This is a genomic window from Saccharopolyspora thermophila (assembly GCF_014646075.1).
Classification (GTDB): Bacteria; Actinomycetota; Actinomycetes; order Mycobacteriales; family Pseudonocardiaceae; genus Saccharopolyspora; species Saccharopolyspora thermophila.
Window position 1 is genome coordinate 1 of the sequence record NZ_BMMT01000016.1, and the last position, 20,746, is coordinate 20,746.

Below are 20,746 nucleotides of genomic sequence, written 5' to 3' on the forward strand. Positions count from 1 at the left end.
TTGAGGCGTGTGAGCGCTGCCAGTTGGCGATGGACTCGCGTGCCTATGCCGAGGGCGGGGTGTTCGTGCCCAGCGAGCACCACATCGCTGTCTTCCACGAGTGGGTCAAACACCAACTCGGCGAGCACAATTCCTGACCCTCGATGAGCCGTTGGTGTCGCCGCCCCTCGGTGCTCCCGTGGGGCGGCGACGCACTCGAACGACGGGCTGCTGGTCTGCTGCGGTGTCCTTCGCCTGGCCCCGGCAGCCCGGCGTTCAGAGCCTCGGCATCACACCATCGTGGGCGGTGTCGTCGTCCAGGGCGCGGTCGAGTTGATCGGTGCGGAATCCACTATGGACAGACCACCGGTAGCTGACCATTGCGATCACGACGAGGGCGCACAGGTCGTAGGGATCTGGCAGCAGCGGTGCGGCCAGCGGGCCGAACTCGCCGTAGTAGGAGAGCGTCAGGACTGCGAGGAGTGTGGTGATCAGCCAGATCCCGGCGTCGAGGTGCTTGCGGCCCTCGACGGTGCTGAACGCTCTCAGCGCGATCAGGTAGAGCGCCAGGGTCACCGCGATGGCTGCGACGTACCAGGGGAAGTCCCAGCTTCCGGGGCGCTGGGTCTCGGTGATGTTCATGAACCAGCCGCCGCGGGCGTTGATGAAGATCCATGCGGCGAGGAAGGCCGCGGAGAGCGCCCAGCCGACGCTGCCGCGGATCCAGCCGGTGCGGACCGCGGTGTAGGCGCCGTAGATGACGAGGCCGGCGAAGGTGATGACGAGCAGCTGGACCAGCGAGCTGAATCCCGTGGCGTAGATGATGAAAAGCCCGGCGAGGTACCCGACGGGAGCCCAGAAGCCCACGGCCGGTAGGCGCCAGGTACGAGGTGCGTGCGGTGCTGTGCGGCGCAGGACGTGTGCGATGGGGCTGCCCATCAGGTAGCTCAGGACCAATGCCGCCGAGACCACGGAAACCAGCTGGTACCAGCTCGGGAACGGCAGCATGAACAGCGCGCTGACGACCAGGGCGAGCAGCAGGGACACCCAGGGCGTGCCGAACCTGTTCACCTTGGCCAGTGCGCTGGGGGCGTAGCCGTCGACGCCGAGGCCGAACGAGGATCGAGCGGCGCCGCCAAAGGTGACCCACCCGTTGCCTGCGGGGGAGACTGCGGCGTCGATGAGCAGGACGGTGGCAAAAGCCCCGAACCCTGCTGCGCCCAGCGCCTGGAACAACGGGGCCGATGCCCAGTTGCTGCTGGTCAGCGCGGACCAGTCACCAGGAGCCACGCCGGCGCTGTCCCAGTCGAGCGCGCCAAGAAAGCCGAACTGCAGACCCAGGTACACGACCATCGGGATGAGGCACGAGCCGATGATGGCCAGCGGGATGGTGCGCTCCGGGTTGCGCGCTTCGCCGGCGTAGTCGAGCACCTGGCGGGAGCCGACGTAGGCGAAAGCGATGCCGCCGATGACCAGAGCGTGCACGATGCCGCTCGACCCGGTCGGGAAGAATCCACTCCGGATGGTGAGGTTGCTGGCGCGGAAGCTGAAGAACAGCAGCACGAACGTGATCGTCGGCACGACGATCTTCCAGATTGTGACCCAGGTGTTGACCTTGGCGAGCAGCTTCACACCGAAGAGGTTCACCACGAAGAACACCGCGAGGATGGCGATGCCGGTGAGGATCCCGTTCGGCCAGGCCAGGACGGTCGTGCCGCTCTCCATGCGTACCAGACCGAGTTCGGGGAAGCTGCCGCCGAGGTAGGTCAGCGTGGCCTGGGCTTCGACCGCGGGCAGGCAGGCGGTGCCGATCCAGTACCCCCAACCCGTGATCCAGCCGGTGAGCACCCCGTGGGAGAGCGCTGGATAGCGGACGATGCCGCCGGAACGGGGAAACAGGGTGCCGAGCTCGATCCAGGGCAGCGAGACGATCAGGATCATGATCGCGCCGATGATCCACGACAGGATCGCGGCCGGGCCCGCCACGGCGGCCGAGGAGAGAACGGCGAACAGCCAGCCGGACCCGATCTGCGTGCTGACTCCGAGCAGGGTGAGTTGCCAGAGACCGAGGTTGCGCTTGAGCTTCGTATCGGGGTTCCCCGATGCGGAGGATGGTTCGGATATGGTGTTCACGAATCTTCCTGTGGGGATTCAGCGGTCCGGTCTCATGGGCGTGAGGACTTCTCCGGACCGTGGACCGAGGTGTCCAGGGGCGGTCTCCCGGCCAGGAGACCGCCCCACGCGTCAGTGGGTTCGTGCTGGCTGTTCAGCGACTGGTGAAGACCAGGTTGTGCCAGGACTTTCGCTGGTCGCCGGTGATGTCGGACATGACATGCTTGATGTTGGTGTACTCGTCGAAGGAGTACGTGGACATGTCCTTGCCGAAGCCCGATGCCTTGTAGCCCCCGTGGGGCATTTCGCTGATGATCGGGATGTGGTCGTTGATCCACACGCATCCCGCCTGGATCTCCCTGCTGGCGCGCTGGGCCCGGAAGACGTTGCTGGTCCAGGCCGAGGCGGCCAGCCCGTAGGGAGTGTCGTTGGCCAGCCGGATGGCTTCGTCGTCGGTGTCGAACGGAAGGCAGACCAGCACCGGGCCGAAGATCTCCTGCTGGACGATCTCCGAGTCCTGCGGTGCGTCGATGATCAGCGTCGGGGCGTAGTAGGCGCCCCGGGCCAGTGGACCGTCGGGGAGGTACCCGCCGCAGACGACCTTCGCACCACCGGCTCGCGCACGCTCGACCATGCCCGCGACGTGCTCTCGTTGCCGGAAGGAGATCAGCGAGCCCATATCGGTGTCCGGATCGTCGACCGGGCCGAGCCGCACATCGGTCATCAGCTCGGCGACTCGGTGGACGAATGCCTCGTAGTGCGGTCGCTGCACGTAGGCGCGGGTGGCGGCGGTGCAGTCCTGACCGCTGTTGATGAGGGCACCGGCGACGGCACCGCGGGCAGCCGCTTCCAGGTCGGCGTCGTCGAAGACCACGAAGGGGGCTTTGCCGCCGAGCTCGAGGTGTACGCGCTTGACCTGCCCGGCTGCCGTTTTCGCGACCTCGCGTCCTACGGCGGTCGAACCGGTGAAGGACACCATGGCGATGTTCGGGTGGCTGATCAGCGCATGACCGGCTCCCCGGCCGCTGCCGGTGACGATGTTGATGACGCCGTCGGGGATTCCGGCCTCCTGCGCGGCCTCGGCAAACATCACCGACGTCAGCGGTGTCAGCTCCGCCGGTTTGAGCACGATGGTGTTGCCCGCGGCCACCGCGGGCAGGATCTTCCACGCCGCCATCTGCAGCGGATAGTTCCAGGGGGCGATGGAGCCCACCACGCCGAGCGGTTCACGCCGGATGGTGGAGGTGTGCTCCGGTGAGTACTCGCCGGAGGATTTGCCTTCCAGGTTGCGTGCGGCTCCGGCGAAGAAGCGCACGTTGTCGATGACGCCGGGAACGTCGAAGCCCCGAGCCAGCTTGATGGGCTTGCCGCCGTTGCTGCTTTCGGTCGCGGCCAGTTCGTCGCTGCGCTGCTGGAGGAGATCGGCCCAGCGCAGCATCGCGTCGCAGCGTTCGGCTGGAGGTGTGCGTGACCACGTGGTGAATGCCTTGCGTGCGGCCTGTACCGCTTCGTCGACGTCGTCGGCGGAGGCACGCGTGTCGACTGCCAGAACCTCCCCGGTTGCGGGGTTGGTGACGGAGAAGCGCTCCTCGGAGCTGCCGCTGCGGCGCTTTCCGTTGATGAAGTGCTGTCCGGTGCTGGTCATCAGCGCTCCAGTGTGGTGGGTTCGAGCGGGGCATCGTCGTGCGGTTGTGGCCCCCACAGGTCGCCGAGCACGTAGCCCTGGGGGAACGGGTCGGTGTCGTGGAGGACGAACTGGGAGAACCCGGTGATCCAGCCACGCCCGCTGATCGAGGGCAGCACCGCTTCGTGGTCGCCGATCCTCGTGGTGTCCCGCAGCGTGCCGGTGAAGGTCGTGCCGAGAATGCCTTCGTGGACGAACGGTGTGTTCAGCGCCAGCTCGCCGCGGGCGTGTAGGGCGGCCATCCGGCCGGATGTTCCGGTCCCGCAGGGGGATCGGTCCAGTGAGCCGGTCCAGGTGGCCGGGTCGGCGAGGTCGACCTCGCCGTTGGGCAGCACGACCGCGTTGCGGCCCGACGTACCGGGTGTCGGTGAGGGGCCGTGGATCATTGTCAGTGCCACCTGGTTGATGTCGGGGTTGTCCGGATGGCTGACCGGGAACTGCTGCTGAGCAGCGGCGCGCAGCACCGCGCCGGCGCGGGTGAGCTGCTTGGCGGCCAACGCGTCGAGCTCGATGCCCAGGTCCGCCGCCCGCGCCTGGACGAAGAACTGCCCGCCGAAGACGATGTCGACCGGAACCCGGCCGTATTCGGGCAGCTCCAGCACGTGGTCGAGGGCCACCGCGAAGGCGGGCACGTTGTCGAACGTGACGCGGATGGCTTTGCCCCCGGACACCTCGACACGCACCGGGACCAGGCCGACCGCGGTGTCCACGACGAGCTCGGTGACCGGTTCGCGCACCGGCAGCGACTGGGTTTCCACCAGCGCCGTGACCGCGCAGATGAGGTTGCTGCCCGACATCGGCCGGAAACCGCCCTGTTCCAGCACGACCAGTCCGAAGTCGGCGCGCGGATCGGCCGGGGGCAGGACGAGAACGCCGCACAGCCCCGGATAGCCGCGCGGTTCCTGCAGCAGCAGGCGGCGCAGCGGGTCGAGGTGTTCGCGGCAGTACCGCAGCCGCTCCGCCATCGTCGCGCCCTTGACGTGCAGGTGACTGCCGATGAGCACCCGTCCGGGCTCACCCTCGGCGTGCACGTCGATGGTGTGGATCGTGCTGGTCATGCTGCCACGCCGTCCTCAGCCACGGAGACGCCCGCCGCGATGAGCAGGTTGCGGAGCTCCTCGCGGTACTGCGGTGCCAGCGGGAGGACCGGGAGCCGGGCCGGTCCGGCGCTGTTGCCGACCAGGTCGAGCCCGGTCTTGATGGCGCAGGCGTAGTTGTGCGATTCCAGGAACTGGCAGATCGGGAAGATCCTGCTCCACAGCTCCCGCCCGGCGGCGAGGTCGTTGCGGACCGCGAGCGCGTCGTAGAGTTCGGCGCACAGCTGCGGGATCAGGCTCGCGGTGCCCCACACACCCGCCTTGGCGCCGCCGGCGAGTGCGGCGAAGGTCAGGGTGTCCCAGCCGTTGAGCGCGGTGATGTCGGCGGCGTACTGCTGCTGGACAGCGGTGAATCGCGGGAAGTCCCCGCCGGTGTCCTTGTAGGACGCAATTCCGGCTTCCCGTGCGAGCTGGGCGAGTTGTTCCGCCCTGAGGTCGACACCGGTTGCTGTGGGGATGTTGTAGTACATCACGGGGATGCTGATCGCGTCCGACACCGCGCGGTAGTGGCCCACCAGTTCCTCGAAGGTCGGGGCTTCGTAGAACGGCGGCACCACCATGACAGCAGCGGCGCCCGCCTGTTCGGCGTGCACGCTCAACTCCACGGTCTCGGCGGTGCTCAATGCCCCGGTGCCGGCGACGACCGGGACACGTCCGGCGGCGGCCTCGACGTAGAGTTCGGTGACGCGCTTGCGCTCCTGCGTGGTCAAGGTCGTGAACTCGCCGGTGCTGCCGCCGGGGACCAGCCCGTGGATACCGCCGGAGATGATGTGCTCGGCCTGGCGTTTCACACCATCGGCGTCCACTTCGGACCCGTCGGCGGTCAGCGGCGTGACGACGGCGGCGAGGATGCCGGTGAACTGGGGGTCGCTCATCAGTTCTCTTCCTTGTTCTCGGTTTCGTGCATGAGCTCTTCGGCGTGACGCGACGCGGTCGACATCGGAGAGGACTCCATGCCGAGCACTCACCAGCGCGTGAAGCGGCGAGGACTGACGTCCTCGGTGATGGCCGGGAAGCGCTGGCGGAGGATCGCGTCGGTGACGAGTTCGGCGGTGGCGGGGGCGAGGGTGAGGCCCAGCATTCCGTGGCCGGAGGCGACGAACACGTTGGTCAGGGGGTGCAGGCGGCCGATGATGGGCAGCCCGTCCGGGGTCATGGGCCGCAGTCCGGCCCAGGGGCTGGCTTCCCCGGCGGGGTTGCCCCAGCCCGGGAAGGCTTCGGTGGCGGCGCGTTTGATCGCGGCGACCCGGCGCGGGCTGATCTTCTCGTCCAGGCCACCGAATTCCATGGTTCCGGCCAGGCGGAGCATGCCGTCCAGCGGGGTCACCGCGACGCGCGCGTCCTCCAGCGTCAGCGAGGTGCGCAGCTGGATCGGCGCGGGGGAGTAGTCGATGCTGTAGCCCTTGCCTGGCCGGATGGGCAACGGCACACCCAGTTGCCGTGAGAGGTTCCCGGTCCACACCCCGGCGGCCAGCACGAGCGTGTCGCCGCGGAACTCGCCGCGGTCGGTGACGACAGCGGTCACGGCGTCGCCGCGCCGGACGAAGCGGCGGACCGGGGTGTGCTCGTGGATCCGCACGCCCAGCTCCTGGCAGCGCTTGAGCAGACCGCGGGTGAGCGAGTCGGGCTCCACCTGCCGGTCATCCGGGAAGAACAGCCCGTGCCGGATCCGCTCCGACAGCGCGGGCTCGAACGCCTGCACCTCCGCCCCGTGCAGCCGCTGGGGGACCATGCCGAAGCGCTCGAAGATGTCGAGCGACCCGAGCTGCTCGTCGTAGCGCTCCCGCGTCTCGAAGGCCAGGAGCACACCCGCCTTGTGCATTTCGAAGGCGATGCCGTCGGCGGCCCACTCGTCGAGCAGGTCCATGGTGCCCTCGGCCAACCGCAGGTGGGTCTGCAGGCCGCGCCGGAAGTCGCGGGCGGTGCAGTGCCGGGCCATGCCGAGCATGAACCGGACGAAGCTCGGGTTGAGCGAGGGCCGGACGTAGAGCGGGCTGTCCGGCTTCAGCATCCACCGCAGGGACTGCAGGATGACGCCGGGCGCGGGGACCGGGCCGCTTTCGGCGAGGGCGATCTTGGCGGCGTTGCCGTGCGAGGCCGCCGCTCCGGCACTGCGCGCGTCCACGAGCTCGACCTCGCAGCCGCTCCTGGCCAGCCGGTACGCGCTGGCCAGGCCCACGACACCGGCTCCGACGACGATGATTCGCATGGCAGCGGTGAACCTCCTGACAGCGCTTCGCTGCGCCGGTGATGGGGGATCTTGAGTGCAGATTGTCTTACAATCTGCAGGTGTGCTGGAACACTACGGCCGGGTGTGTGAAGCCGTCAAGAAGCAGCCGTGAAGTCGCTGGAATCCGCTCCTGAACGCGCCAGGGGCCCGCCGTGACACGCGACGGGCCCCTGAACTGCGCGAAAACGATCAGCCGAGGGAGTAGATCTGGCCGGTCTGGGCGCCTTCGATCGAACGCACGTAGGCCAGGGCGACCTGGGCGACGTCGACCGGCTGGATGCCGGGGAAGAAGTCCCCGTACTTCGCGATGCTCTCGGTGAAGACCGTCGGGCTCACGGCGTTGATGCGCTGCGGGGCGATCTCGATCGCCGCCGCACGCACGAATGCCTCCACCGCCCCGTTGGCCATCGATGCCGCACTACCGGTGGGGATGGGATCGCGGCCCAGCACCCCGGTGATGACGGTGAACGAACCGCGCTCGGCGATGCGCGAGGTGCCCTGGCGTACCAACTCGATCTGGCTGAGCACCTTCCCGCGAAACGCGGCCTCGTAGTCCTCCGGCTTCAGCTCCGTGACGCGTCCGTAGGGCACGTCGCCGGCGGCGCTGGCCACCGCGTCCACCGCGCCGACCTCGTCGTACAGCGCGGTGACCTGAGCGGGATCGGCGACGTCGTACCTGAGATCGCCAGCGGAGCGCCCGACGGTGAGCACCTGGTGCCCCCGGCCGGTCAACGCCTCGTTGACCGCCGTGCCGAGCCTGCCCGTGGCACCGATCAAGAGAATCCTCATGCCTGCGACGCTATGGGCCGCTCCCGCGCAACGGAAATGCCCAGTGTGGTGCATCTATGATCGGCGGTCATGAATGTGGAGCTGCGGCACCTGCGTGCCCTGGCCGCGATCGGGCGCGAGGGCACCATCACCGGCGCGGCGGCGGCTCTGCACATCTCCCAGCCCGCGCTGTCGCGCACCCTCGACCAGCTCGAGGGCAGGCTCGGCACCCGGCTCGTCGAACGCACCACCCGCCGCCTGGAGCTTACGGAGGCCGGGCAGCGCCTGTGGGAGCACGCGTGTCGCCTGCTCAACCAACTCGACGACGCGCTCGCCGAAGTCAAGGCCGGGCCTCGCCCGCTGCGGGTCGGGTTCGCCTGGGCGACGTTGGGTGCCCTCACGGTGCCGCTGCTCCAGCAATGGCGCGAGGAGCACCCCGACTCTCCCGTGCGCATCTACCGCCGCGACGACCCCGAAGCCGCGTTGCGCCGAGCCGAGATCGACATCGCCTTCCTGCGCACGCAGCCCCCGCCGGGGTTCAACGCGGTCGCGCTGCTGCACGAGCGTCGCATGGCGGCCGTGGCCGACACCGATCCGCTGGCCCATGCGGACGCGGTACGGCTGGCCGACCTCGCCGACCGGCAGGTGGTCCTCTGCGCGACAGCTGCCACCACCACAGCCTCCCTGTGGCCGCCGGAGCGGCGGCCCCGCACGGTCGAGGTCGCCAACGTCGACGAATGGCTCACCGTGATCGCCACCGGTGACGCCGTCGGCGTCACCGCGGAAGGAACCCGGCACAGCCACCCCTACCCGGGGGTCCGGTACGTGCCGGTGCTTGATGTCGATCCCGTCACCGTGCACCTGGTCTGGCCACGCAATCCCGCGCATCCGGACACCGAAGCATTCCGCGAGCACGTGCGGCGCGCGGTTGGTGCCGTGCGGTCCGCGCGGGAGCGCGTGGGTCTTTCGTAACGGTTCACCGCGCGGCGAGGGCGGCACGCTGTTGTGCGGGTCCGTGCGGCCCAGGCGTGCCGGCGGCGCCGTGCAACGTCTCCTGAACGGTTCAGCCTTGACGTCTGTGAGGCAAGACACCACGCTATGTCGCACACAACTGAAGATTGTCAAACAATCTTCAGTTTTCTGGCGCACTGTGGCGTCTGCCGACCCGCGGAGGAGCGGATGAAAAAGTCAACCAAGCAGTCGTTGGGTGTGCTCGCCCTCGTCATCGTGGCGGTGCTGGGCGGGTGGGTCGGTTCCGGATTCCGGGGTGGTGGCGCAGCCGACGGGATCGAGGCCAACCAGTGGATGAACAAGATCAGGCAGCGCGGTGAGCTGCGCGTGGGAGTCGCCATCGCGCCGCCGATGACCGACGAGAGAAACGGGGTGCTCGGCGGTCCCAATCTGATTCCGCTGCAGGACCTGGCCGAACAGCTCGGCGTGCGGCTCACGCCCGTTCCGGCGGACTGGAGCAACATCGTGGCCGGGCTGCAGGCGGACCGCTACGACGTGGCGGCCAATCTTGACCAGACTCTGCAGCGCGCCGTGTCGATCCAGTTCACCGACCCGGTCTACGAGTACCAGGGGGTGTTCGTCGTTGCGTCCTCGTCCCCGCTGAACAGCTCGGCTGCGATCCTGGCCGCGGGACAACCGGTCGCGACGGCACAGGGCAGCGCGACCGGAGCAGCGGTGCGGGCGGCCGGTGCGCAGCTTGTGGAGTTGGCCGAGTACACCGACGCGCTGCAGGCGGTGCAGGCGGGCCGGGCAATCGCCGAGTTCACCGATCTGCCGACTGCCGTGTCGCAGGTGCAGGCCAACCCGGCCTTCAAGATCGTCGTCCCGGATCCTCCGATCTACTCCGCGTACTCCGCCTACGGGGTCCCGCGAGACATCGACCCGCAGTCGATGCGCACGCTCAACATCGCGATCAACAACGCCCGGGCGAACGGATCGCTGGACCGTGCCTACGCCGAGGTGAACTACCGCACGATCGACAAGCTCGGCGACCTCCAGAAGAAGTGAGCCACGAATGTCCTCCTACGATGTCGACTGGAACTTCGTCTTCTCCTCGATCCCAACGCTGCTCGGCGGACTCGTCACGACACTGCAGATCGCGGCGCTGACCATCGCACTGAGCATGGTCCTCGCGGTCCCCGTGGCGATGGCGCGGATGGCGGAGTTCGACCTTGTGCGGTGGATCGCGCAGGGCTACATCGAGATCTTCCGCTGCACCCCGATGCTCGTGCAGCTGTTCTGGATCTACTTCGCGCTGCCCGCGCTCACCGGTGTCACCATTCCCGGTTTCGCGTCCGCGGTCATCGCGCTGACGGCGAATCTGACCGCGTTCATGGCCGAGGCATACCGCAGCGGCTTCCAGGCGGTGCCCGTGGAGCAGATCGAGGCCGGGAAGATGCTGCGTCTGAACACGATCCAACGGCTGCGCTACATCATCCTGCCGCAGGCCGTGCGCCAGCAGCTCCCGGTGATCCTGTCGCTGAACATCTCGATGTTCAAGGACACCGCTCTGGTGTCGACGATCGCGGTGGCCGATCTGATGTTCAAGGCCAACACCCTGGCCACCCAGTCCTACAAGGCGCTGGAGGTGCTGAGCCTGGCGGCGGCCATGTACTTCGTGATCGCCTTCCCCGTCTCGCTGCTGACCAGCTACCTCGAACGGCGGTCGCAGACCGCGGCCGCCCGGCGCAGTGCACCGAAGAAGAAGTCCCGCACCGAATCCGACGCCGCGACCCCGATCGGAGCGACCAGGTGATGACGGAGCAACGCAACACCACAGGCACGGCCACGGCCAACAGCCCCGACGGCACCGCGGCCGAGCGCTCGCAGGGGGAGCTCGTCGCCGCCCGCGGGCTCCGCAGAACCTTTAACGATTCCCCGGTTCTCGACGGGGTCGACTTCAGCATGCAGGCCGGCCAGATCACCGTGATCATCGGGCGCAGCGGGTCGGGGAAATCCACGTTGCTGAGGGTCCTCGCCGGACTCACCGAGCCCGAGGACGGCGACCTCACCATCGCCGGGCACCTCGTCCGGAAGGGCGGCGTCCGGACGGACGACTACGCCAAGGGCGAAGCGCTGGTGGGCATGGTGTTCCAGAGCTACACCCTGTGGCCGCACATGAACGTGCTGGACAACCTCACCCTCGCGCCGCGCAAGGTGCTGGGGATGAGCCGCAGCGAGGCGGAGGACCGGGCCGCCACAGCATTGGGCGAGGTCGGCATGGCCCACCACATCCGGTCCAGGTCGACCGGCCTGTCCGGCGGGGAGCGGCAACGGGTGGCCATCGCGCGAGCGCTGATGATGCGCCCCCGGCTGCTGCTCTGCGACGAGATCACCTCCGCGCTCGACCCGCCGGTGGCCGCTGAGGTGCTCAGCGTGCTGGCCCGGCTGAAGAACGAGGAGGGGATCGCGGTGGCTCTGGTAACCCACGACATGGCCTTCGCCTCCAAAGCCGCCGACCGGCTCGTGTTCTTCTCGCAGGGCCGGATCGCCGTCGACGCGACACCGGAGCAGGTTTTCCGCGGGTGCGAGAACGCCGAACTCCGTTCGTTCGTCGAAGCGGTCACGCTGAGCTGAGGCTGCCGCCGGTCCGTGCGCGTCCGGTGGTGGACCTACCGGGACGCGTGCGGGCCGGCTCCCGCCTGCGGTTTTGTCTGTCAATCTGACAGGCTGCAGTTCTGGATGCAACAATAAGGGCCGGGTGTGCTGCGCAGGGGCCCAGCGGAGCGGGAGATTCGGATGAGCGTTGACGAAGCGGCGGTGACCATCAGTGGAGGTGCGGTGACGCTGCGCACCCGCCGGGAGGAGGTCGTCAAGCGCATTCGGCACGCCCTGCTGACGGGGGAGCTCAAACCCGGCCAGCGGATCAAGGAAGCCCGACTGGCGGAGTCGCTGGGGGTCAGTCGCCCGACGCTGCGCGAGTCGCTCCAGCAGCTGGTGCACGAGGGCTCCCTCGTGCAGATCCCGCACAAGGGCGTCCACGTGGCGGCGCCGACGCCGGAAGAGTTGCTCGACGTCGCTGAAGTGCGCGTGTCGTTGGAGACGATGGCAGCGCTGCGGCTGGCCAAGGATCCGCAGGGCGAGGCGATGGACGAGGTCCGTGCCGCACTGGACCGGCACCTCGCGGCGATCGACTCCGGCGACGAGGTCCAGACCGACGTCACCCACTTCGAGCTGCACCGCACGATCTGGGAGATGTCGGGAAGCGTCACCCTGCGCAAGATCTGGCCCCTGGTGGGCAGCCAGGTCCAACGTGCGCTGAGCGTCGACCAGGCGACGATGCGCAACCCCGAGCGCGATGCCGAACTGCATCGCAGGCTCATCCGGGTGATCGAGGAGGGCGATGAGGAGACGATCGTCGCCGAGGTGCGCGCCCACATCCAGGCCAGCGTCGCCGAGGTGGTCCGCCGGCTCGCGTAGGCCCGGCCGGCTGCTGGTGATCGGTCCGCGAACGACGAACCCGGCTTCGAGTCGTCGGTGACCGCGTTCTGGTCGACGACCGACGTGCGGCGGCGGCACCCCATCGCGTCGAGGACCGGCTGCTTCGCAAGCGCGCCCGTTTGGTTCCGGCCGTCTGCGACGCCGGCCGACCTCGCGGCTCGTTGGCGCGTGGCCGGTCTGGTGCGGTGCAGGCGGAGACCCCGTTGACAGTCGCTGGTGCCACTGCAACTCTGCAACAAGTGCAGATTGTCTTACAACTTCTGTGGTCATGGCGGTGTGTCGCCTGAGTCCCACAAGCAATCCTGTCGCACGAACAAAGAGGTAGAGGAGCTCTGCAGTGAGTACCCCCGTGTCAGGTCGGCGTTTCGCCGACCGGGTCGCCATCGTCACCGGCGCCGCAGGCGGAATCGGCAGTGCGACCGCGGAACGTCTCGCGCAGGAAGGCGCGACCGTCGTCCTGGTGGACCTGTCCGAGAACGTCAGGCACACCGCCGACGCCATCAGGCAGGCTGGCGGAAACGCCGAGCCCGCGGTCGTCGATCTCACCGACCCGGCCGCGTGTTCCGCGCTGGCCGAGGACGTCATCGCTCAACACCGCCAGATCGACGTGCTGGTGAACAACGCGGGCATCAACCGACGCGGTGCCCTGCTCGATCTCGACCTCGATGCCTGGAAGACCTCGTTCGAGGTCAACCTGGACGCGTTGTTCCATCTCTGCCGGGCCGTGCTGCCGGCGATGATCGAGCGCAGGCGCGGAGCCATCGTCAACACCGCCTCGCAGTGGGGGCTGCACCCGGCCCCGGGGCACATCGCCTACAACGTCACCAAGGCCGGCGTCGTCTCCTTCACCCACTCGCTGGCACGCGACTACGCACCCCATGGGATCAGGGTCAACGCGGTCTGTCCGGGGGAGGTCAGGACGCCGATGCTCGAAGCCGGGCTTGCCAGAAGCGGTCGCACCATTGACGACCTCAACGCCCTGGTGCCCTTCGGGCGAATCGGTGAGCCGAGCGAGGTCGCGGCCCTGATCGCGTTCCTCGCCTCGGACGAAGCCCCGTACCTGTGCGGGTCCGCAGTCGAGATCACCGGCGCGCAGGCGGTGTCGTGATGAGCCACGCGACCACCCCCGACTCGGATCGTCTGCTGCCGCTGCACGGCCGCACCGTCCTGGTGACCGGCGGCTCGCGGGGAATCGGCGCGGCCGCTGCCCGCACCCTGCACCGCGACGGCGCCACCGTTGTCATCAGCTACGGATCCCACAGGCAAGCCGCCCACGAGGTCGCCGAGTCGCTCGACGGCAGAGTGCACCTGGTGCACGGCGATCTCGCGGTCACCGGGGCAGCCGACCGCCTGTGGGACGACGTCATCGATGCGGTGGGCTCGATCGACGTGCTGGTCAACAACGCGGGCGCGTGGCTCGCCTCGCCACTCGACGACGCCGAGTCCTGGCGAACGGGATGGGAACGCAACCTGACGCTCAACCTCCAGGCGTGCGCGGATCTGTCCCGCCGGGCCATCCAGCATTTCCGGGAACGAGGCGGTGGCATCATCGTCAACGTGACCAGCCGCTCGGCGCATCGCGGTGACGACGCCGAGCACCTCGCCTACGGCGCGGCCAAAGGCGGACTTCTCGCCCTCACCAAGGGAATCGCCCGCGGATTCGGCCGTGACGGGGTGCTCGCCTACGCCGTCGCGCCCGGGTGGGTCGGAACCGATCTGGCCGCAGATCATCTAGCCACCGCGGACACTTCGATGCTCCCGCTGGGAGAACCGACCCCGCCGCAGGACGTGGCCGAAGTGATCGCATTCCTGGCCACCGGCCGCTCCCGGCACACCACCGGCGCCACCATCGACATCACGGGTGCCGACTACGTCCGTTGACGCGACAACGCTGCGTCGGCGCCTCTGTCAGATGGGGAGTGGACCCCCGACCCCTTCCCCCGAGGCTTGACGGTCGCCGACACCTGGATACGCCAGATCGACAACCTTCCACCGATCAGGACCGCGGCCGAACAGCACGCCGTTCATGTCCGTGGGGCGCTTCCGCCTTCCTGGCCTACGTGGCGGTGCTGTGTCGCGGGCTGGGGGTGGAGTGGACGTTGCGTGGGTCGCCCGGGCGTGGGTCGGGTTTGCCGGCGATGGTGACCCAGAGGTTGGGGTCGAAGTGGTCTCGGGGGAGTTGGGCGACCATGTAGCGGACACTGCGTTCCACCTTCACGCGCCAGCGGCGGGCCGCCTCGGTGCCGTCGCCGTTGCGGATCGCCTCGTAGATACCGATGTCCTCGCGGGCGATGAGGTCCACGGCTTCGGCCCAGTCCAGTCGCAGGATCGCGTTGAACATGCGCAGCCGGATGGTGAGGCGGTCGAAGATCCGGCCTGCTTCGGGCAGTTGCGCTGTTCGTGCGATGGCGTCCTGGAAGCGGAGGTCGGCTTCGCCGATGCGGGTGTGGTCGCCGTGCCCGGCGACCACGCGTACCTCGGCCAAGGCGGTGCTGACCGAGCGCAGGGCGGAGCGGGGGAGCATGGCGACGCGGCGCATCAGCAGGCCGCCCAAGCAGGCGCGCACGGCATACAGGTCAAGGATGTTGGTAGCGGTGACGTGCGGAACGGCGACTCCGCGGTTGGGTAGCAGTTCGAGCATCCCTTCTTCGGCGAGCACCCGCAGCGCCTCGCGCACGGGTCCGCGGGAGACGCCGAGCCGGGTCGCCAGCGGTGCTTCCTTGACGCGTTCGCCGGGCCCGAACTGGCCGTTGGCGAGCGCTTCGCGGACGAGCTGGGCCACCCGGTCGGCGATGCGGGGCGTGCCCGATGCGACGTCGTCGGGCGACGTGTGCTCATCGGCACCGGCCCGTTCGGCGTGGGAGTCACCAGCCGACTTCGAGTCGTTGACAAGCCCGTGATACTCGCGGTCTCCGCTCCAGAGAGCTCGCGGGCTCTTGGTCCACGAGAACGGCCGGGATGGCGCGGTCCAGGTGGTGCACCAGGCACGAACGTCGTCGCGGAGGCGTGCCAGCGAGGCCGCGAAGCCGAGCACGTCCTCGTGGCTGGGCAGCGGGTTGTGCGCCAGGAGGACGTCGACCTCGTCGATCCACGAACCGTCTGGCGCAACGGCGTGCTGGTGGAACCGCGGGTGCCCTGCCAACCAGGTGTCCAGCGTGTCGTGAGCATCGGGGCTCAGGCCGTCGACGAGCAGGTGGACGGCCATCCTTGCGGGCACGGCACGGTCGAGATGTTCCAGGAAGGCCCGCAGCGGCGTGCTGTCGGCAGGCCCGTCGTGGGTGTTCGCGCTGCCTCTGACCAGTGCGAACGCGTTCGCCACAGCGAACAGTTCCCGCGCCTGCGCGGACCGGGTGGTCGGCGTCGTGACCGCGTGGTCAGGCACCGCGTGGTCGTCGGCCGCGACGGCCAGTACCCGCGCGGGAGGGTCGAGGAAGAGTCCGACCACGTCGCGGATCTTGAGCGGGAGCAGAGTGCGCGCCGCGCCCGGGCACAGCGCCGAGTGCCCCGGCCTCGGCCGGATTCGGTAGGTGCGCCAGATACGGCTCACCGTCGACTGGCTGAGCCCGACCGCTTCGGCCATGGAGCGCGTCGACCAACGACGCCCGATGGGCGGTGGGGACAGGGTGCGCACGAGGACCTGCGCGATGGTGTCGTCGCTGATGGCCGAGGGGCGACCGGGACGCGGCCGTTCGGCGAGACCGTTCAGGCGTTCGGCGACGAACCGGGACCGCCAGGTGCGGACGGTGTCCACGGAGACGCCGAGCCGTTCGGCCACGGCCGTGTTGGTGACCTCCTGCTCGCACGCCAGCACGATCCGCGCCCGCAGCACCAGCGCTTGCGAGCAGCTGCGGCTGCGCGTCCAGCTCACCAGCGTGGAACGTTCGCTGTCGGTGAGGACCACCGCGTCGCGGGGGCGCCGAGCCATGCGGGAATCCTAGGAGGACTTCTGACTCAGAACAACCCTGGATGCTGGTGGAGCTGCACGGGCGTTGTCGACGAACGAACCAGTTCGCATACTTCGTCGCTATCCGGTGGCCACGCCGCCGTCGCCGACACGGCACCGCGAGCTCGTAACAACCCAGTGCAGCCCCCCTCGCCCGACAACTCAAGCGGCAGCGCACCCCTCGATCCGCAGGGCCCGGCGGGTCCCCACGGTGGCCTGATCGGTGTGACGGCTGAGTCCTGGTGAGACAGCGATCGCAGGAGCTCATCGTGGAGCATTCCATTATCGACAACCAGCCCTACGGGCGGTTCCACCGCAAACTGTTCTTCCTCTCCTCTGGTGGCCCGTTCCTCGACGGTTACATCCTCAGTGTCATCGGCGTGGCCATCACCGGGGCGACGCGCGAGCTGGAACTGACGTCCTTCCTGGAAGGTGTGGTCGGTGCCGCCGCGTTGGTCGGTGTGCTGGTGGGTGGCTTCGTCTTCGGCTGGGTCACCGACCGCGTCGGGCGCCAGGTCATGTACACGATCGATCTGATCGCGCTGGTGCTCGCCTCGGCGCTGTCGTTGTTCGTCACGGAGGCGTGGCAGCTGATCGTGCTGCGTTTCGTCGCCGGGATCGCGGTCGGGGCCGACTATCCGATCGCCACGTCGTTGCTGGCGGAATGGCTGCCGGCGAACCGGCGCGGTCGAACGATGGGTGCTCTGGTCGCAGCGTGGTTCGTCGGTGCGTCGGCCTCCTACGCCGTGGGTTACCTGGTGGCCGTCGTCGGCGGGGACGGGCTGTGGCGGTGGGTGCTGGCTAGTGCAACCGTGCCGGGAGTGATCATCCTGCTGGCGCGGATCGGCACACCCGAGTCGCCTCGCTGGCTGTTGCGGCACAACCGGCCCGATGCCGCACGTGAGGCGATCCGCACCGCGTTCGGTCGCTGTCCGACCGAACAGGAGCTCGCGCACTTGGCGGAGCACGAACCCCCGAAGAAGTCGCGGCTGTCGGAGGTGTTCCGCGGCGGCTACCTGGGACGCACCCTGTTCGTCGGGGGCTTCTGGATGTGCCAGGTCGCGCCTGCTTTCGCGATCTGGACCTTCTATCCGGTGATCCTCGGTGCTTACGGCTTCGAGGAGGGCAACACCGCACTGCTGTGGTCGATGGTGGTCAGCCTGGTGACGCTTGCCGGGTGCTTCCCCTGCATCTTCTGGGTCGAGAGCATCGGACGCAGGCCGGTCATCATCTGGACCTTCGTCGGCGTGACGGTCTCGATGGCGGCCCTGGGCCTGTTCCCCGGCATGGTCGCCACGCTGGCGATCCTGATGTTCGTCGTCAACGCACTCGCGCTGGGCGGGGGCAACATCCTGCAGTGGATCTACCCGACGGAGCTGTTCCCCACCGACATCCGTGCCTCGGCGGTGGGGGTGGCCAGTGCGATCAGCCGGATCGGCGCGGCCGCGGGGACCTACCTGCTTCCCGTCGGGCTCGACACCATCGGGCTCGGGCCGACGATGCTCGTCGGCGCCGGGATCGCCGCCGTCGGCACCGCGATGTGCCTGGCCTGGGCACCCGAGACGAAGGGGAAGGCCCTGCACGAATCCGCCACCGTCGTCCAGAGGTCAGCGGCGCCAGCCACGACCAGGTAGCCGGCCCTCGCACGCTGCGACAGACGCTGACCTGCCGCAGCGAACGGGTGTTCCTGGCCGGCGACCACCTGGGCATGTTCGACACCGAAACGGAAATCCACACAGGACTTTTCGCCGCGCAGGAGGTCCGGAGCCTGCTGGCCACCGAACGGCAGAGCCCGCGGATCACGTCCCAGGTCCGGTCTGATGTTCGATCGGCTGCGGTCGGGGATTGGTGACGTAATGCCCTGGGAGCCGGGTCGGCCCGTGTGGAGCGTGGAGTGGTGTTGAGACCGCCGGACGGGCGCGGGAAGAGCTGTGTTCGCGCTGGCAGCTCTTCCGCGTCGTCCCACACACGGTGAAGGAAGGTGTCGGATGGGCGTCATCACCACCTCCGACGGCACGGAGATCTACTACAAGGACTGGGGCTCGGGGCAGCCGATCGTATTCAGCCATGGCTGGCCGCTTTCGGCTGACGACTGGGACGCCCAGATGTTGTTCTTCCTGCAACACGGGTATCGGGTCATCGCCCATGACCGGCGTGGCCACGGGCGATCCAGCCAGCCAGGCCACGGCCACGACATGGACCACTATGCCGACGACCTCGCGGCCTTGACAGCGCATCTGGATCTGGCGGACGCCATTCACGTGGGCCATTCGACCGGCGGTGGCGAAGTGGTCCGCTACCTGGCCCGACATGGCGAAAGCCGAGTGGCCAAGGCCGCGATCATCAGCGCGGTACCACCACTGATGGTCAGGACCGAGACCAATCCCGGCGGGCTGCCCAAAGACGTTTTCGACGGGTTCCAGGAGCGACTCGCCGCCAACCGCTCGGAGTTCTATCGCGACCTGCCGGCCGGGCCCTTCTACGGTTTCAACCGCCCGGGCGTGGAATCCTCGGAGGCCATCATCCAGAACTGGTGGCGTCAGGGAATGATGGGCGGCGCGAAGGCGCACCACGACGGCGTCGTCGCCTTCTCGCAAACCGATTTCACCGAAGACCTGACGAAGATCACCGTGCCGGTCCTCGTGATGCACAGCGACGACGACCAGATCGTGCCCTACGCGAACTCCGCGCCCCTGTCGGCGAAGCTTCTCCAGAACGCGACGTTGAGAACCTACGAAGGGCTCCCGCACGGCATGCCCACCACCCATGCGGAGACGATCAACGCCGATCTACTGGCATTCCTCAGAGGATGACCGTTATGTCGGACATCGAGTCGACGACCGGTGGGCACAAGCCTCGATCGAACGCGTGGCAGTCGGCGATCACCGTGGTACAGGAGGCGGAGCCTCCCTTCATTCCATCGGGTGCGCATGCGATGACCATCGTCGTCGAGTTCCCCCCGGGTGATCCCGGCACTCCTCCGCACCGGCATCCCGGACCGGCCTTCGGCTATGTGCTGGACGGCGAGATGGTGTTCGAGCTCGAGGGTGAGCCGGTGCGTGTCCTGCAGGCCGGTGAGGCGTTCTGGGAGCCGGGTGGCGACGTCATCCACTACCAGGACGGCAACAACCGCGACGACATCCCGGTGCGTTTCACCGTCACCATGCTCTGCGAACCGGGCAAACCGATGCTCACCCTCGTGGACGAGGACGAGCTCGTCCGACGCAGGAACCGCCGGGCCCCGCGCACCGACTGACCGCGAGCTCAGCCGCACCGCTGCCGTGGCACGCCACAACTTCCAAGAAAAGGAAAGTCAACGAACATGAAGATCGCTGTCATCGGTGGGACCGGGCTCATCGGATCGCGGGTGGTCACGATTCTGAACGGGAGCGGGCACGAGGCGGTGCCGCACTCGCCGTCCACCGGTCTGGACCTGCTCAGCGGGCAAGGACTGCCCGGGGCACTGGACGGGGCCGACGTCGTCGTCAACCTGACGAACTCGCCGACCTTCGATGACGCCTCGCTGGAGTTCTTCCGCAGGACCATGGACAATCTGCTGACGGCCGCCAAGGCCGCCGGCGTGGGCCACGCGGTCATCCTCTCGATCGTGGGCGCCGACCAGGTTCCGGGCCTGGTCTACTTTCGCGCGAAGGTGCTGCAGGAGGATATGCTCAAGGCCGGCCCCGTACCGTACTCGATCGTTCGCGCCACGCAGTTCTTCGAGTTCATCGACGCGGTGCTGTCCTGGACCGCCGACGAGCACGCCGTCCGCCTGCCCACCACGCGCATCCAGCCGATCGCCGCGGCTGACGTCGCCCAGGCCGTGGCCGACGTCGCCGTGGGCACTCCGCTGCAGGGCACCCGCAACGTCGCCGGCCCGGAGGTCTTCGCGCTCGACGAGCTGGGCAGGACCACCCTCACCGTCCGCGGTGACCACCGCACCGTCATCACCGACAACAGCGCCGGCCTGTTCGCCGCCGCCTCGGGCGACGTCCTCATCGCCAAGGACGACGCCGTGATCGCCAGGACCGCCTACCGGGACTGGGTCGCACGCTGACTCGGCTCGGTGGCGGCACCGATGCCGCGCACGCTCGCCGGGACCGTCCAGGACGCGAACTGTCGCGCCGGCAGCCGAACGGTGGTGTCCACGTCGGCCGGTCAATCCCCGATCACCTGCACCCGTACCTGATCCGCAACAGCCCCACGCTCCCTGATCACGGACCTGATCCTCGTCACGCGGTCGGCGGATGGTTGCCGTCCACATCGAGGTGGTTGTATCGGGTGCCGTGGGGGACGTCCACAACGAGTTCGCGGGCAACGCGACCTATATGGTGCAGGCCGGAGACATCAGCGGGGACATCGTGTTCTCCGCGGTCACCGATGCACCTCTGGACAGGGCGGCGAGAGATCTGGCCGCGATGGTGCACGCGCAGTGGCGGGATGAGGCGGTGGCGCGAGGACTGGCGGGCGCGGGAAAGCTA

General features: G+C 68.4%; 19 protein-coding genes. 12 read left to right on the top strand and 7 right to left on the bottom strand.

What is annotated here, in order from left to right:
• Nucleotides 1–137, top strand: a 137-nt coding sequence (locus IEY17_RS19725; protein WP_308424011.1) for an SRPBCC family protein, incomplete at its 5' end; no start/stop codon positions are given.
• Between the two features lie 118 nt (nucleotides 138–255).
• Here IEY17_RS19725 and IEY17_RS19730 read toward each other — a convergent pair.
• The 6 genes from IEY17_RS19730 to IEY17_RS19755 form a co-directional block, all read right to left on the bottom strand.
• A complete protein-coding gene (locus IEY17_RS19730) occupies nucleotides 256–2,112 on the bottom strand; it encodes an APC family permease (protein WP_188989941.1) in 1,857 nt (618 codons plus the stop codon).
• Between the two features lie 133 nt (nucleotides 2,113–2,245).
• A complete protein-coding gene (locus IEY17_RS19735; protein WP_188989943.1) occupies nucleotides 2,246–3,736 on the bottom strand; it encodes a gamma-aminobutyraldehyde dehydrogenase in 1,491 nt (496 codons plus the stop codon).
• Nucleotides 3,736–4,833, bottom strand: a complete 1,098-nt coding sequence (locus IEY17_RS19740) for a proline racemase family protein (protein ID WP_188989945.1) — start codon at nucleotides 4,831–4,833, stop codon at nucleotides 3,736–3,738. Before IEY17_RS19740 ends, IEY17_RS19735 begins: the two co-directional genes overlap by 1 nt.
• Complete coding sequence (locus IEY17_RS19745; RefSeq protein WP_188989947.1) at nucleotides 4,830–5,747, bottom strand: dihydrodipicolinate synthase family protein; 918 nt, start codon at nucleotides 5,745–5,747, stop codon at nucleotides 4,830–4,832. Before IEY17_RS19745 ends, IEY17_RS19740 begins: the two co-directional genes overlap by 4 nt.
• 89 nt (nucleotides 5,748–5,836) lie before the next feature.
• Entirely contained in the window at nucleotides 5,837–7,081 is a 1,245-nt protein-coding gene (locus IEY17_RS19750) for an FAD-dependent oxidoreductase (RefSeq protein ID WP_188989949.1), read from the bottom strand.
• A gap of 210 nt (nucleotides 7,082–7,291) precedes the next feature.
• Complete coding sequence (locus tag IEY17_RS19755) at nucleotides 7,292–7,891, bottom strand: short chain dehydrogenase (protein ID WP_188989951.1); 600 nt, start codon at nucleotides 7,889–7,891, stop codon at nucleotides 7,292–7,294.
• A gap of 69 nt (nucleotides 7,892–7,960) precedes the next feature.
• Between IEY17_RS19755 and IEY17_RS19760 the strand changes: the two genes are divergently transcribed.
• From IEY17_RS19760 to IEY17_RS19790, 7 genes are all read left to right on the top strand, one after another.
• Entirely contained in the window at nucleotides 7,961–8,842 is an 882-nt protein-coding gene (locus IEY17_RS19760; protein WP_188989953.1) for a LysR family transcriptional regulator, read from the top strand.
• Between the two features lie 207 nt (nucleotides 8,843–9,049).
• Nucleotides 9,050–9,889 (top strand): substrate-binding periplasmic protein, encoded by an 840-nt coding sequence (locus tag IEY17_RS19765; RefSeq protein WP_188989955.1) that lies wholly within the window; start codon nucleotides 9,050–9,052, stop codon nucleotides 9,887–9,889.
• Between the two features lie 7 nt (nucleotides 9,890–9,896).
• Nucleotides 9,897–10,637: an amino acid ABC transporter permease gene (locus IEY17_RS19770; RefSeq protein WP_188989957.1), complete on the top strand. Its 741-nt coding sequence runs from the start codon at nucleotides 9,897–9,899 to the stop codon at nucleotides 10,635–10,637.
• On the top strand, nucleotides 10,637–11,458 hold the full coding sequence (locus IEY17_RS19775) for an amino acid ABC transporter ATP-binding protein (RefSeq protein WP_188989959.1): 822 nt from the start codon (nucleotides 10,637–10,639) through the stop codon (nucleotides 11,456–11,458). Before IEY17_RS19770 ends, IEY17_RS19775 begins: the two co-directional genes overlap by 1 nt.
• Nucleotides 11,459–11,620: 162 nt before the next feature.
• On the top strand, nucleotides 11,621–12,301 hold the full coding sequence (locus IEY17_RS19780; RefSeq protein WP_188989961.1) for a GntR family transcriptional regulator: 681 nt from the start codon (nucleotides 11,621–11,623) through the stop codon (nucleotides 12,299–12,301).
• Nucleotides 12,302–12,659: 358 nt separating this feature from the next.
• Nucleotides 12,660–13,430 carry an SDR family NAD(P)-dependent oxidoreductase gene (locus IEY17_RS19785; RefSeq protein WP_229680335.1) on the top strand — a complete coding sequence of 257 codons (771 nt, stop codon included), beginning with the start codon at nucleotides 12,660–12,662 and terminating at the stop codon, nucleotides 13,428–13,430.
• The gene (locus IEY17_RS19790; RefSeq protein ID WP_188989963.1) at nucleotides 13,430–14,203 is read left to right on the top strand and encodes an SDR family NAD(P)-dependent oxidoreductase; all 774 of its coding nucleotides are present in this window, start codon (nucleotides 13,430–13,432) and stop codon (nucleotides 14,201–14,203) included. Before IEY17_RS19785 ends, IEY17_RS19790 begins: the two co-directional genes overlap by 1 nt.
• Nucleotides 14,204–14,378: 175 nt before the next feature.
• Here the strand turns inward: IEY17_RS19790 and IEY17_RS19795 are convergent, their stop codons facing one another.
• Nucleotides 14,379–16,247 (bottom strand): helix-turn-helix domain-containing protein, encoded by a 1,869-nt coding sequence (locus IEY17_RS19795; RefSeq protein ID WP_188989965.1) that lies wholly within the window; start codon nucleotides 16,245–16,247, stop codon nucleotides 14,379–14,381.
• Between the two features lie 287 nt (nucleotides 16,248–16,534).
• Between IEY17_RS19795 and IEY17_RS19800 the strand changes: the two genes are divergently transcribed.
• The 4 genes from IEY17_RS19800 (at nucleotide 16,535) to IEY17_RS19815 (ending at nucleotide 20,322) form a co-directional block, all read left to right on the top strand.
• Nucleotides 16,535–17,899 (top strand): MFS transporter, encoded by a 1,365-nt coding sequence (locus IEY17_RS19800; protein WP_188989967.1) that lies wholly within the window; start codon nucleotides 16,535–16,537, stop codon nucleotides 17,897–17,899.
• Between the two features lie 354 nt (nucleotides 17,900–18,253).
• Nucleotides 18,254–19,078, top strand: coding sequence for an alpha/beta fold hydrolase (locus IEY17_RS19805; protein ID WP_188989969.1), 825 nt, complete (start codon nucleotides 18,254–18,256; stop codon nucleotides 19,076–19,078).
• 122 nt (nucleotides 19,079–19,200) lie between these two features.
• On the top strand, nucleotides 19,201–19,521 hold the full coding sequence (locus IEY17_RS19810; protein ID WP_229680336.1) for a cupin domain-containing protein: 321 nt from the start codon (nucleotides 19,201–19,203) through the stop codon (nucleotides 19,519–19,521).
• Between the two features lie 66 nt (nucleotides 19,522–19,587).
• Complete coding sequence (locus IEY17_RS19815; protein ID WP_188989973.1) at nucleotides 19,588–20,322, top strand: SDR family oxidoreductase; 735 nt, start codon at nucleotides 19,588–19,590, stop codon at nucleotides 20,320–20,322.
• Nucleotides 20,323–20,746: the final 424 nt, after the last annotated feature.

Coding starts and splice junctions, on each gene's coding strand:
- IEY17_RS19735 (WP_188989943.1), bottom strand. CDS start 3,736: ATGACCAGCACCGGACAGCACTTCATCAACGGAAAGCGCCGCAGCGGC.
- IEY17_RS19740 (WP_188989945.1), bottom strand. CDS start 4,833: ATGACCAGCACGATCCACACCATCGACGTGCACGCCGAGGGTGAGCCC.
- IEY17_RS19745 (WP_188989947.1), bottom strand. CDS start 5,747: ATGAGCGACCCCCAGTTCACCGGCATCCTCGCCGCCGTCGTCACGCCG.
- IEY17_RS19750 (WP_188989949.1), bottom strand. CDS start 7,081: ATGCGAATCATCGTCGTCGGAGCCGGTGTCGTGGGCCTGGCCAGCGCG.
- IEY17_RS19755 (WP_188989951.1), bottom strand. CDS start 7,891: ATGAGGATTCTCTTGATCGGTGCCACGGGCAGGCTCGGCACGGCGGTC.
- IEY17_RS19760 (WP_188989953.1), top strand. CDS start 7,961: ATGAATGTGGAGCTGCGGCACCTGCGTGCCCTGGCCGCGATCGGGCGC.
- IEY17_RS19765 (WP_188989955.1), top strand. CDS start 9,050: ATGAAAAAGTCAACCAAGCAGTCGTTGGGTGTGCTCGCCCTCGTCATC.
- IEY17_RS19770 (WP_188989957.1), top strand. CDS start 9,897: ATGTCCTCCTACGATGTCGACTGGAACTTCGTCTTCTCCTCGATCCCA.
- IEY17_RS19775 (WP_188989959.1), top strand. CDS start 10,637: ATGACGGAGCAACGCAACACCACAGGCACGGCCACGGCCAACAGCCCC.
- IEY17_RS19780 (WP_188989961.1), top strand. CDS start 11,621: ATGAGCGTTGACGAAGCGGCGGTGACCATCAGTGGAGGTGCGGTGACG.
- IEY17_RS19790 (WP_188989963.1), top strand. CDS start 13,430: ATGAGCCACGCGACCACCCCCGACTCGGATCGTCTGCTGCCGCTGCAC.
- IEY17_RS19795 (WP_188989965.1), bottom strand. CDS start 16,247: ATGGCTCGGCGCCCCCGCGACGCGGTGGTCCTCACCGACAGCGAACGT.
- IEY17_RS19805 (WP_188989969.1), top strand. CDS start 18,254: ATGGGCGTCATCACCACCTCCGACGGCACGGAGATCTACTACAAGGAC.
- IEY17_RS19810 (WP_229680336.1), top strand. CDS start 19,201: ATGACCATCGTCGTCGAGTTCCCCCCGGGTGATCCCGGCACTCCTCCG.
- IEY17_RS19815 (WP_188989973.1), top strand. CDS start 19,588: ATGAAGATCGCTGTCATCGGTGGGACCGGGCTCATCGGATCGCGGGTG.